The following is a 12,394-nucleotide window of genomic DNA, read 5'->3' as shown; positions in this document are numbered from 1 at the left end:
AGTGAGAATGAGAATTATAATGGATTACTCAACAATTTCTTGCTGCCAATGCCCATCCTCGAACTGAACGTTATCTCCTTCGCGCATGGCAAGCAGACCGTGGTCGACCGCTTGTCGATGCAGCTCGAGGCCGGCGAGATCGGTTGCCTGCTCGGCCCTTCCGGCTGCGGCAAGACGACCGTGCTGCGCTGCATCGCCGGCTTCGAGCATGTCGATGCCGGCGAAGTGATCCTGGCCGGGCGCGTGATCGGCAGCGCACGCGCGCATCTGCCCGCCGAGCAGCGCCGCATCGGCATGGTGTTCCAGGATTACGCGCTGTTTCCGCACCTGACGGTGGCGGCGAATATCGCTTTCGGCCTGCGCAACGCCAGCGGCCAGCAACGGCGCGCGCGCGTGGCCGAACTGCTCGAGACGGTCGGCCTGGCCGGGCAGGAACGCAAGTATCCGCACGAATTGTCCGGCGGCCAGCAGCAGCGGGTGGCGCTGGCGCGCGCGCTGGCGCCACGCCCGCGCCTGCTGTTGCTCGACGAACCGTTCTCCAATCTGGATGTCGACCTGCGCGAACGGCTGGCGCTCGAGGTGCGCAACATTCTCAAGGCCGAAGGCACCACCGCCATCCTCGTCACCCACGACCAGCACGAAGCGTTCGCGCTGGCCGACCAGATCGGCGTGATGCACCAGGGCCGTATCCAGCAGTGGGACACCCCCTACAACGTCTACCACCAGCCGGCGAACCGATTCGTAGCCGACTTCGTTGGCCAAGGCGTGTTGCTGGCGGGGACCATCGTCGAAAAGGGCCGCATCCGGATCGAACTGGGCACGCTGACGTCGAACACCGGCAGCGCCGAACCGGGCACGATGGTGCGCGTGCTGCTGCGTCCCGACGACATCTTGCACGACGACGCCAGCGACCTGAAGGCCGAAGTCGCCGCCAAGGCGTTCCGCGGCGCCGATTTCCTTTACACGCTGACGCTGGCCAGCGGCGCCCAGCTGCTGTCGCTGGTGCCGAGCCACCACAACCACGCCATCGGCGAACCGATCGGCATCCGCATGGCGGTCGACCACGTGGTGGCGTTCCCCGCACCGCCGCTCGACTGATTCGTACACCGGTTCAATAACTAGTTGACATTCATTAAGTCACTGTTATACTTAACTACAACACCACTTCATTAACTCACCCGCCGGGAGGCAACATGCAACCACGCGCTGCACCCTTATCCCAGGAGACTCCGACATGAGTATCGGCTGGAACGACAACACGCCAATTTACCGGCAACTGAAGGACAAGGTCATCGGCATGATGCTCGACGGCGCCCTGAAGGCAGGCGACGCCCTGCCCTCGGTGCGCAACGTCGCCGCCGAATACCAGCTCAATCCCATTACCGTTTCCAAGGCTTACCAGGAATTGGTCGATGACAATCTCGTAGAAAAAAGAAGGGGAATCGGCATGTATGTAACCGAAGGCGCCAGCGAAAAACTCTTGGCAAGTGAACGTCAGCGCTTCGTGCGCGAAGAATGGCCGGCGATGATCGAGCGGATCCGCCGCCTCGGCCTCGACATCGAGCAACTGTTGCGCGCCGTTCCAGGGGCGCCGGCATGAACGCCGTCATCTCCGCCAAGGGCCTGTCGAAACATTACGGCAAACAGGCCGCGGTCGACAACATCAGCTTCGACATCCCGGCCGGCCGCATCGTCGGCCTGATCGGTCCCAACGGCTCCGGCAAGACCACCACCCTGAAGGCGGCGCTGGGCCTGGTGCCGTTCGAGGGTGCGCTGAAAGTGCTGGGCCTCGATCCGCGCACCCAGCGCGACGAGCTGATGCAGGAGGTCTGCTTCATCGCCGACGTCGCCATCCTGCCGCGCTGGCTGCGCGTGTCCGAAGCGATCGATTTCGTCGCCGGCGTGCATCCGCGTTTTGATCGCGAAAAGGCCGAGCGCTACCTGGCGATCACGAAGCTGAAGCCGTCGATGAAGGTCAAGTCGATGTCGAAAGGCATGGTGGTGCAGCTGCACCTGGCACTGGTGATGGCGATCGACGCCAAGCTGCTGGTGCTCGACGAGCCGACCCTGGGCCTCGACATCATCTACCGCAAGCAGTTCTACCAGAACCTGCTGGAAGACTATTTCGACGAGCAAAAGACGATCATCATCACCACCCACCAGGTCGAAGAAGTCGAACACATCCTCACCGACCTGATGTTCATCCGCGACGGCAAGATCATCCTGGCCGCGTCGATGGATGAAGTGGGCGAGCGCTACACCGAGGTGATGGTGCCGCACGACAAGGTCAACGCCGCCAACGCGCTGCTGCCGATCGACCGCCGCACCGTGTTCGGCAAGTCGGTGATGCTGTTCGACGGCGTGCCGCGCTCGCAGCTGGCCGGCCTGGGCGAGACGCGCAACATCAGCGTGGCCGACCTGTTCGTGGCGACCATGAAAGGAAGCTACGCATGAACACCATGAAATGGCTGCTGCGCCGCGAGCTGTGGGAGAACAAGGGCTCGATGGTCAGGGTGCCGGTGATCATCGCGCTGACGATGCTGGCGTTTCTGATCTGCATGGTGGGATACGGCATGTTTCACACCGGCTTCGGCGACTCGGTGACGGTTAACGGCCAGGCGCTCAGCAAGGTAACGATGTGGAACGCCATGCCGCTCGAGCGCCGCGCCGAAATCGCGCAAGGCTTGGCCGGCGCCTACATCGCGTTTGCCGCGCCGCTGTTCCTGGTGCTGCCGCTGGTGTCATTCTTCTACTGCCTGGCCGCGCTGTACGACGACCGCCGCGACCGCAGCATCCTGTTCTGGAAGTCGCTGCCGATTTCGGATCGGTCGACGGTCCTGTCGAAAGCGCTCACCGCGCTGTGCGTGGCGCCTTTGATCACGATGGCGGTCGGCACCGCCGCGGCGCTGACGATGCTGGTGATCGGCGTTGTGATGGCCAGCTTCAGCGGGCTGCACATCGCCGGCCTGGTGCTGAGCAGCCCGGAGTTCTACCTGGCGCCGTTGCGCCTGATCGGCCTGCTGCCGGTGTACATTCTGTGGGCCCTGCCGACGGTGGGCTGGCTGCTGATGGTGTCGAGCTGGGCGCGCTCGAAAGTGTTCCTGTGGGCGGTCGGCGTACCGCTGCTCGGGCTGTTGCTGGTCCAGTGGTTCAATTTCATGGCGACCAACTTCCTCGGCGCAGGCCTGAACGTCAAGCTGTTCGAGCACATCGTCGCACGCGGGCTGGGCGGACTGATTCCGGGCATCTGGATGAAGTTCGGCAACGTCTCGCCCGATGGCATGCTGACCCAGACCCGTGGCATCGACGCAGGCGGCGTCTTCGCCCAGTCGTGGCTGACCGTGCTGCAGCCGGGCCTGTGGATCGGCGTCATCGCCGGCGCCGCAATGATCTACGCGGCAATGCGCCTGCGCCGCTTCCGCGACGAGGGCTAACAATGAACAAGGGAGCTGACCCAATGAACAATATGAAATGGCTGCTGCGGCGCGAATTCTGGGAAAACAAGGGTTCGTTTTTTTGGGCGCCGGCAATCGTGGCGCTGGTAATGTTTGTCTTCGTCACCGGTTCGGTGGTGTACGCCCTGGCCACCAACGGCATCGGCGGCACCATCGTTGTCAACGGCCACGCCGTCAGCAAGGCCGGTCAGCTCGCCGCCCTGCCGCTGGCGGCCCAGACCGAAATTGCCGGCGTCATCGCCAATACCTACGTGGCGGCCGCCTTGCCGCTGTTCGGACTGATGCCGCTGGTGGTGTTTTTCTACTGCCTGGCCGCGCTGTACGACGAGCGGCGCGACCGCAGTATCCTGTTCTGGAAGTCGCTGCCGGTGTCGGACCAGATGACGGTGCTGTCGAAGGCGCTCACCGCGCTGCTCGTCGCGCCGCTGATCGCCATCGCCATCGGCACCGCGGTATCGCTGCTGATGCTGTTGGTCGGCCTGGCCGCCGTCGCCCCATCCGGCCTGAACCTGTTCGGACCGGTGCTGAGCCAGCCGGCGCTGTACCTGGCGCCGCTGCGCCTGGTCGGGCTGCTGCCGGTGTACATCCTGTGGGCGATCCCGACCGTCGGCTGGCTGCTGCTGGTGTCGAGCTGGGCGCGTTCGAAGGTGCTGGTGTGGGCGGTCGCCGTGCCGGTGCTGCTGGTCGTGCTGGCCAAGTGGGCCGACTACATGCTGGCGCAGTTCGCCAACGCCGACACGGCGCTCTACCCGGTCGTGGTGGACGTCGCGGCGCGCGGACTGGCCGGCCTGGTGCCGGGCATCTGGGCCACGTATGGCGACGTCACCGCCATCGCGATGTCGGCCAGCGGCAAGCCCACGATCAACGCCGGCGTCTTCTTCGAGCAATCTTGGATGAGCTTGTCGCAGCCGGGCATGTGGGCCGGCGTGGGCGTCGGCGCCGCAATGATCTACGCGGCAATGCGGCTGCGGCGCTATCGCGACGAAGGCTGAGCCGAGCCGATGATGCCAATCGCAATTGCTGGAGAAGCTCCCGCGCTCGAGAACTGTGTTTGATGATTATTAATACACTTAAACAATCTGGTTGGCTCGGCGATCGGAGGATGTCAGCGCTTAAATCAAACAAACGACGTTGCATCCGCCGCTCGTTCGGCCGGCCCCGGCCCTCGCTGATGATTTTCGTGCGCGATCTTGCCGCCCATAAGCACGATGACGCGACTGGCGCTCGCAATGGTCTCGGGCCGGTGCGCAATAATTATTCGGGTGATTCTCAGTGCCCCCCTGTGTCGCCGCGCCGCGCTTTCGGACAGCGCAGTCGTAGGTACTGCGGCTGGGCGTTTTGGACCGTGCATCGGACCTAGCTGCTCGACAGGCGGACTTGTGCTGCCTCACCATTGACATAAGCGGCATTCCGACAGCACTGTACAGTGCTGTGGCATTCGACTATAGCAGTGGTTTTCGAGTGGGTGCCATTGAATCGGATGACAGCGCGGCCTTTTCAAGCACCACAAAGCCGATCGTGCGTCCAACCCCAGCCTGCCGACCGAGAAGCGGTTGCTCGCGCCCTTATTCAAGTTGCCAGTCCAAGGTCCAGGGATGAGGCGATCTTTGACCTCTGAGGACGGATAGGGATCCCCGTATGTCCGAAGATAGTGTTCACTAATGTCGTACTAGCTAGAACAAGGCTCCATCCGGGTAAAGCGTGGGAAGCGCTTTGGAATCAAGTAGCGAGCTTGGAATTCCGCATGGGCCAGGTTGGCATCAGCGACGCCCGCTGCCGCCGGTGCATTTAAGTTCGCAACTGATCGTGCGGGCTGAACGGCAAGGGCGTTTATCAATGGATCGGGTGATGCACATGTCGGCGAGCAAGGTCATGACGACGGCGCGCCCTTGGATCGTCAAAGGCTTATGGAGCTGCGCCATGGCAGCACCTTACAGCAAAGCTATTGCAATCGGACTTTGGAGAAAACCGAAGGAGTTGAAGCTCAGCCGCCGCAAAGCCAATGATCACGCCCCGGGAAACTGTTGATAGCCGTCAAAAAAGTTGCATTATAAGATTATTGGTTTCCATAGTGCAATGCTATATTGATGTTGACCGATTTTGGTCGATAACCCGGAGAGCTAGCATGACGGAACTGAATATGAAGGAAGTTGAAGAAGTCAGCGGTGGTGGGTGGATGTGGGAGAACTATAGTGACGCGATGAAGATCCACGAAGACCTGGTGGATCGTCTGTCCTGGTGGGCAGCAAAAACCTGGCCATAAGTAAATTAAAGCCGGAAGCCACCTATATCTAGTGACTTCCGGCTAACTAATTTCTGCTGTTTTGGAACCGATTTGAGGTCCATATGCATAAGATCTTCAAACTTAGTCGTGGAAATGGGCAAGTTGGCTGGCTTACTCTAATTGTAGCGCTTGTTTTTTCGTTCGCACCGGTTGCAATAGCTGGGATATTGGACGATTTTTTTCAAAGTAAATCAGTGACGTATTCTATTTTGCGAGGACTCCAAGTTTGCATAATTTACGGTTTCGTAGCGATCGCGATCGCACCATCATCCTTTCCTTTTAGAGAAATATGGCATACACAGGAATCAAAAAAATCTAAATTAACCAATGGGTATTTAGGACGAAAATTGCTGCTTGCTCTTCTAATCATAAGTTTAATTCAGTTCGCTGACGCGGTGTTTTCGGCGACGCTATCACCATCGAAATTTAGGACGGACATTATAGAGTCTTTCTCAATGATCCCCATATTCGACAGCGAAAGCTTGCTTTCCAATCTCGATAGACTATTACCGTATATCCTTTTAGCCCCTATAGCTGAAGAATTGATCTTTCGTGGGCTATTATTGAATTTTCTTTTCTCCAGAGTTAAAACTGTTCCCGCAATCCTCATTGCAGCGTTAATCTTTGCAGCGCTTCATGGGAACTATTTCGGAACTTTTTTAGCAGGCATCTTCTTAGGGCTGGTGTATGTTTTTCATGGCAAACTTTCGTACTGCATAATCCTCCACGGGCTGGCCAACTTTCTATCCCTCGCAGCCATACCCTCGGTGCAAAAAAATCTGGATTTCGTCATTGATTCATTGAACTCTGGCGCAGTCCGTGTCGCGAGCAGTATCTGCCTGCTTGGACTTCTAGCACTGAGTTTTCGCGCCTTCAGCCAGTGTATTGGCATCCGTTCTAAATCTGCATTCCACAGGGTCGTGCATTCCCAATAAAAGCTTTACCAAGTGATAAGGACGTGAGAAAAGCAACTGGCGCACCGTTCTTTCTGAAGCGACGCACATCGGCCTCGGGGTAGTCAGCCTCGAAATGGCGGCACGCGACAAAGAAGAGACGTGCACGGTACGCCAGTAATTGTGGACCCGCCGGTCGAGATATCCGATGGAAAAACCGGAGATTGTCAACGTCGCAGGCGCCGTGTCGTGTGGAATAGGCGCGTACAAGGGAGGCACGGCGGTCGAGTGGCGCCTGCTCACAAACCGACTGGGCGCAGACGCTCGAGCAGGTAATGTTACAACTTTCCGCAGTTTAAAAAGATCGAACGGGCTTTGCCCTATTCATGGTCGTTCCAGGTGTGTCACCTATTTGATGCGCAGGGCCGAACTTTTTTGACTTGCCTCGGTTGTTCTCTGATCCCGACGAACTAATCGGCGGCCATCTGCTGGCCAAAAAAAGGTGCGCCAACTCTCCACCGTAGATGAAGTCGTAAGGCTCATCGTGCAACTGGGCTTCGTTGGCCGAAAGAGTGAGGGTGCAAGAGAGAGTAGGCACTGTACCGATGGGCTTCATGTATAAAAATCCGCCCTGACATTGCTGAACGCTATTCGAACTGTTTTTTGAACGAATCAAACTGCGCCTTCAGGTCGTCGACCTCGCCGCGCAGCGCCGCCACTTCCTGCTCCAGCTGCGCCACCCTGCTGCCCTGGGCCGGCGCCGACACGGAACCGAACGCCGACTCCTGCTGCGCCAGCGCGGCGTCGCCGCTGAGCAACTGGCCGTAGCGCGGCTCCTTGGTGCCCGGCGCCAGCGCCAGGCGCGCCACCAGCGGCGGGTATTTGTCGATCAGGAACTGCAGGCACGATTCCACTTCCGCCACCGACTTGAACTCCTGCAGCCGGCCGCTGCGGGTGCGGATCTCGCCGGCGGTCTGCAGGCCGCGCAGCATCAGGATCGTCAGCACCGCCATCTTGTCCTGCTCGAGCGTCCACTTGATGCGCATGCGGTGCTCGTACTTGGTCACGCGCGCGCCGGCCTGGGTGATGCCGTTGACGAACTTGCGCTGCATCAGCCGCTGCAGCACATCCTGCACCGTTTCCTCCGACAGCTGCATCACCGGGTCGCGGCTCGACAGCTGGTTGCAGCCGTTGGTCAGCGTGTTCAGCGACAGCGGATAGTTATCCGGCGTCAGCGCTTCTTTTTCGGCCAGCACCGCCAGCACGCGTACTTCAAACGGGTCGAGCAAGGCGTCGCCGCCAGGTTCAATGGTCATCCATCATTCCTTATTCCACCATCCGGTTCAGTTGTATCGTGTCGAGCTTGTCGCCTTCGGCCATCTCGGGGCAGCACAGTCCGGCATCCTTCATGGCTGCCATCATACGTTCGATTTGCTCGTCCTGGCGGGCGGCATGGTCGATCAGGCGGTGCAGCGCTTTCGTCAGCGGGTCGTCGCCGTTCGGCGTCACGCCGTACGCGGCGAACAAGTGGGCGCTGCGGCCGTTTTCATCCTTGCGCACGATGTGGGCCGGATTGCCGACCGCTGTCGCGCCCGCCGGCACTGGCTTGACCACCACCGCGTTCGAGCCGATCTTGGCGTACTCGCCAACCGTGAACGAACCGAGCACCTGGGCGCCGGCGCCGATGATGACGCCGCGCTCGAGCGTGGGGTGGCGCTTGGCGCCGCTGGTGAGCGACGTGCCCCCCAGCGTGACGCCCTGGTAGATGGTGCAGTCGTCGCCGACGACCGCCGTCTCGCCGATCACCACGCCGAAGCCGTGATCGATGAACACGCGGTGGCCGATGGTCGCGCCCGGATGGATCTCGATGCCGGTGATGATGCGTGCCACGTAGGAGATGAACCGGCCGATCCACTTGAGCTGGTTGATCCAGCACGCGTGCGCCCAGCGGTGCATCATGATCGCCTGGAACCCGGGGTAGCAGGTGAACACTTCGAAGCCGTTGCGCGCCGCGGGATCGCGGGCAATGATGCTTTTGATGTCGTCGCTAAGATTGGGAAACATTGGGAGGGAACAGACAGTTGCGATGTGGCCATGGTAGCGCATTCGATCCATGGCCGCTTACGAGGGGTCAATTCCGGCAGGCTAGGGGGCAGACCCCGGATTTGCTTGCAGGGGGATGACGGGGACGCCGAGTCCCCGGTTGTGTTGGCGGCTACAAACCTGGGTCAGACCCTTAGCTGAACAAACCGGTCTGCCCCCTGGGCTTAACCTTCGCGCGCCAGGCGCTGGCGGCGCGCCTCGTACAGGCACACGCCGGAGGCGACCGACACGTTCAGACTTTCGACCGAACCGAACATCGGAATGCCGACCAGCACGTCGCACGTCTCGCGCGTCAGCCGGCGCATGCCCTCGCCTTCCGACCCCATCACCAGCGCGGCAGGCCCGGTGAAGTCGGCTTCATACAAGCCCTTGTCGGCATCGTCAGTTGTGCCGATCAGCAAGATGTCGCGTTCCTTCAGCTCGCGCATCGTGCGCGCAAGATTCGTGACAGTGATGTACGGCACCGTTTCGGCGGCGCCGCTGGCGACCTTGGCCGCGGTGGCGTTCAGCCCCACTGCACGGTCCTTCGGCACGATGACGGCGTGCGCACCGACACCGTCGGCCACCCGCAGGCAGGCGCCAAGGTTGTGCGGATCGGTGATGCCATCGAGAATGAGCAGCAACGGCGGGCCGTCGACTGCATCGAGCAATTCATCCAGGTTGCGCGCCAGCGACAACTGGCTGGCGAACGCGATCACGCCCTGGTGGCGGCGGGTGCCGACAATCTTGTCGAGGCGCGCCGAATCGACCGGCATCACGCGTACGCCGACTGCCTTGGCGGCGGCGATCAGGTCGTGCATGCGGCCATCTTGCCGCGTTGCATCGACAAAGATCTCTTCCACGGACGACGCCTCATGACGCAAGCGCGACGTCACCGCGTGGAACCCGAAAATCATTTTATTCTTCATTGTTATCGCTTCTTCTTGCTGGTCTTGCTTGCTGTCTTTGCTGGACGGGACGGCGCCTTGCCGGCGGACGTCCCACTTTTCGATCGCTTCGCCGGCGCACTGCCGACGCTTTCGTCGAGATCGTAGCGCGACGAATTGTCGCCACCGCCGGTTTTGCGCGACTTGGCCGGCTTGGCGTCCTGCGCCTTTGCCGCACTGCTCTTGGGCATGCCGACGCCGGATACCTCGTCGGCGCCGCCGGCGAGCACCAGGTCGATCTTGCGCGCTTCCAGGTCGACCCTGGCAACCTTGACGGTGACGCGGTCGGTCAGCTGGTAGCGCTTGCCGGTGCGCTCGCCGCGCAGTTCGTGGCGCGCATCGTCGTACTGGAAGAAATCGGTGCCCAGTTCGGTGATGTGGACCAGGCCTTCGACGTACAGCGCGTCGAGCTGCACGAAGATGCCGAAGGTGGTCACGCCCGACACGACGCCGGTGAACTCTTCGCCAAGCTTGTCCTTGATGAAGTAACACTTGAGCCATGCTTCGACGTCGCGCGAGGCTTCATCGGCGCGCCGCTCGTTGGCCGAACAGTGAACGCCGAGCGCGTCCCAGATCGTCATATCCTTCTCTTGCTTTTGCGTGCCCTTGGCCTTGTCCTTCGCCTGCTTCTTGCGCGTCGCGTTCGACACCGTCGTGTTCAGGCCGGCCAGTTCGATGCCTTTCGGCTCGTACTTCTTGCCCAGCAAGATGGCCTTGATGGCGCGGTGCGTCAGCAAGTCCGGATAGCGGCGGATCGGGCTGGTGAAGTGGGCATACGCCTCGTACGCCAGGCCGAAGTGGCCGATGTTGTCGGGGCTGTAGACCGCCTGCTGCATCGAGCGCAGCAGCATGGTTTGCAGCAGTTGCGCGTCGGGACGCTCTTTCACCTGCTTCATCAGCACGGCGTAGTCGTTCGCGCTCGGCTTGTCGCCGCCGCCAAGGTTCAGGCCGACTTGCTGCAGGAACGTGCGCACCTGCGCCAGCTTCTCTTCGGTTGGCGACGCGTGGATGCGGTAGGTGCCCGGATGCTTGTGGCGGATCAGCAGGTCCGCCGCGCACACGTTGGCCGACAACATGCACTCTTCGATCAGCTTGTGCGCGTCGTTGCGGGTGCGCGGGATGATCTTCTCGATCTTGCCGAGCGCATTGCAGACGATGTACGTTTCGGTCGTGTCGAAATCGATCGCGCCGCGCACGTGGCGCGCCTTGTTCAACGCGTGATACACGTCGTTCAGGTTCAGCAGGTGCGGCACGATGGCCGGCCGGCGCTGCGCTTCGGGACCGGCCGTGTTGGCCAAAATGTCGGCCACTTCGTTGTACGTCAGGCGCGCGGCCGAATGGATCACTGCCGGATAGAACTGGTAGGCGGTGACTTCACCGATCGACGAGACCACCATGTCGCACACCAGCGTCAGGCGGTCGACCGCCGGGTTCAGCGAGCACAGGCCGTTCGACAGCTTTTCCGGCAGCATCGGAATCACGCGGCGCGGGAAATACACCGAGGTGCTGCGCTCGAGCGCATCGACATCGAGCGCGTCGTTCGGCTTGACGTAGTGGCTGACGTCGGCAATGGCGACGAGCAGGCGGAACGAATTGTCGCCGTCGATATTGACCGGCTCGCAGTAGACCGCGTCGTCGAAGTCGCGCGCGTCTTCGCCGTCGATCGTCACCAGCGGCACGTCGCGCAGGTCGACCCGGTCTTCCAGGTCGGCATCGCGCACTTCGGCGGGCAGCCTGGCGGCCGATTTGAGGGCCGCGGCCGAGAAGATGTGCGGTACGCCGAACTTGCGCACGGCAATTTCAATCTCCATGCCGGGGTCGTCCAGGTCGCCGAGTACTTCGACGATGGTGCCGGTCGGCTGCTTGAAGCGCGACGGCTGCTCGACCAGCTCGACGCTGACGATCTGGCCGGCTTTCGCCTTGCCTGGCGAACCGGCGACCAGGATGTCCTGGCCGATGCGCTTGTCTTCCGGCGCGATCAGCCAGACGCCGTTTTCGTTGAGCAGGCGGCCGATGACGTGGCTGTTGGCGCGCGAGACGACTTCGACGATGGTGCCTTCCTGGCGCCCGCGGCGGTCGGTGCCGGTCACTTTCGCCAGCACGCGGTCGCCATGCAGCACTTTCTGCATTTCTTTGTCGGACAGGAACAGGTCTTCGCCCGGCTCGTCCGGAATGACGAAGCCGAAGCCGTCGCGGTGCGCGCTGACTTTGCCGGCAACGAAGCCGGTATGGTCGGCCAGCTCGAACATGCCGGTCTTGTCGGAAAGGATCTGGCCGTCGCGCGCCATTGCGTTCAGGCGGCGCGACAGCACTTCTACCGCGTCGGGATCGACCTTGAGGGCGCGCGCCAGGGCTGCTGCATCGAGCGGGGACTGTGCGTCGCGGAAGATGCCGAGAATTTCCTCGCGGCTAGGGATGGTATGTGTAGGTTGGTTCAAATCGTCTTCAATAATTGTTTTTGACAGCGCTTGCGGGATGCCGTTCCGCATGACTGACACGTTGGTTTGATTGACACGTCGGTACGCGTAGTGTAACGGAGGACACCACATTTCGCCTAACGTGCCGTGCTCCGAAAATACTTGGTGGGGAGCTTTGACATTTCAAATTGATCCGCTATAATTTCGGTCTTTCGCGGCGGCACCAAGCCACAGCGAGAGAAAGCAGAGTACTGGCACCGGCGTAAAGCACCGAGGGTAACGAAAGTTAGTCTGGCGCAAAACTCCAAAGGCTAGT

Annotated in this window: 12 protein-coding genes; 8 read left to right on the top strand and 4 right to left on the bottom strand. The window is 61.0% G+C overall.

What is annotated here, in order from left to right:
- Positions 1-48: 48 nt before the first annotated feature.
- From ACP7DD_RS05100 to ACP7DD_RS05065, 8 genes are all read left to right on the top strand, one after another.
- Positions 49-1,098: an ABC transporter ATP-binding protein gene (locus tag ACP7DD_RS05100; RefSeq protein ID WP_426173815.1), complete on the top strand. Its 1,050-nt coding sequence runs from the start codon at positions 49-51 to the stop codon at positions 1,096-1,098.
- Between the two features lie 136 nt (positions 1,099-1,234).
- On the top strand, positions 1,235-1,600 hold the full coding sequence (locus ACP7DD_RS05095; RefSeq protein ID WP_426173625.1) for a GntR family transcriptional regulator: 366 nt from the start codon (positions 1,235-1,237) through the stop codon (positions 1,598-1,600).
- Positions 1,597-2,454, top strand: coding sequence for an ABC transporter ATP-binding protein (locus ACP7DD_RS05090; protein ID WP_426173624.1), 858 nt, complete (start codon positions 1,597-1,599; stop codon positions 2,452-2,454). Before ACP7DD_RS05095 ends, ACP7DD_RS05090 begins: the two co-directional genes overlap by 4 nt.
- On the top strand, positions 2,451-3,434 hold the full coding sequence (locus ACP7DD_RS05085) for a hypothetical protein (protein WP_426173623.1): 984 nt from the start codon (positions 2,451-2,453) through the stop codon (positions 3,432-3,434). The genes ACP7DD_RS05090 and ACP7DD_RS05085 overlap by 4 nt, the downstream gene beginning before the upstream one ends.
- Positions 3,435-3,457: 23 nt before the next feature.
- A complete protein-coding gene (locus tag ACP7DD_RS05080; RefSeq protein ID WP_426173622.1) occupies positions 3,458-4,447 on the top strand; it encodes a hypothetical protein in 990 nt (329 codons plus the stop codon).
- A 721-nt stretch (positions 4,448-5,168) separates the two neighbouring features.
- Positions 5,169-5,483, top strand: coding sequence for a hypothetical protein (locus tag ACP7DD_RS05075; protein WP_426173621.1), 315 nt, complete (start codon positions 5,169-5,171; stop codon positions 5,481-5,483).
- A gap of 97 nt (positions 5,484-5,580) precedes the next feature.
- Positions 5,581-5,718: a hypothetical protein gene (locus ACP7DD_RS05070; RefSeq protein WP_426173620.1), complete on the top strand. Its 138-nt coding sequence runs from the start codon at positions 5,581-5,583 to the stop codon at positions 5,716-5,718.
- Positions 5,719-5,801: 83 nt separating this feature from the next.
- Complete coding sequence (locus ACP7DD_RS05065) at positions 5,802-6,674, top strand: CPBP family intramembrane glutamic endopeptidase (protein WP_426173619.1); 873 nt, start codon at positions 5,802-5,804, stop codon at positions 6,672-6,674.
- A 605-nt stretch (positions 6,675-7,279) separates the two neighbouring features.
- Here the strand turns inward: ACP7DD_RS05065 and ACP7DD_RS05060 are convergent.
- The 4 genes from ACP7DD_RS05060 to rnr all read right to left on the bottom strand — a co-directional run bounded on the left by ACP7DD_RS05060 (position 7,280) and on the right by rnr (position 12,099).
- Entirely contained in the window at positions 7,280-7,948 is a 669-nt protein-coding gene (locus ACP7DD_RS05060) for a YceH family protein (RefSeq protein ID WP_426173618.1), read from the bottom strand.
- Between the two features lie 10 nt (positions 7,949-7,958).
- On the bottom strand, positions 7,959-8,696 hold the full coding sequence (gene cysE / locus ACP7DD_RS05055) for a serine O-acetyltransferase (RefSeq protein WP_426173617.1): 738 nt from the start codon (positions 8,694-8,696) through the stop codon (positions 7,959-7,961).
- Positions 8,697-8,899: 203 nt separating this feature from the next.
- Entirely contained in the window at positions 8,900-9,643 is a 744-nt protein-coding gene (gene rlmB / locus ACP7DD_RS05050) for a 23S rRNA (guanosine(2251)-2'-O)-methyltransferase RlmB (RefSeq protein ID WP_426173616.1), read from the bottom strand.
- A 2-nt stretch (positions 9,644-9,645) separates the two neighbouring features.
- Positions 9,646-12,099, bottom strand: a complete 2,454-nt coding sequence (gene rnr / locus ACP7DD_RS05045) for a ribonuclease R (RefSeq protein ID WP_426173615.1) — start codon at positions 12,097-12,099, stop codon at positions 9,646-9,648.
- Positions 12,100-12,394 lie beyond the last annotated feature (295 nt).

The organism is Massilia sp. TWR1-2-2 (assembly GCF_049897565.1).
Lineage (GTDB): Bacteria > Pseudomonadota > Gammaproteobacteria > Burkholderiales > Burkholderiaceae_D > JAFCUW01.
This window is presented reverse-complemented; position numbering and strand designations above follow the sequence as displayed.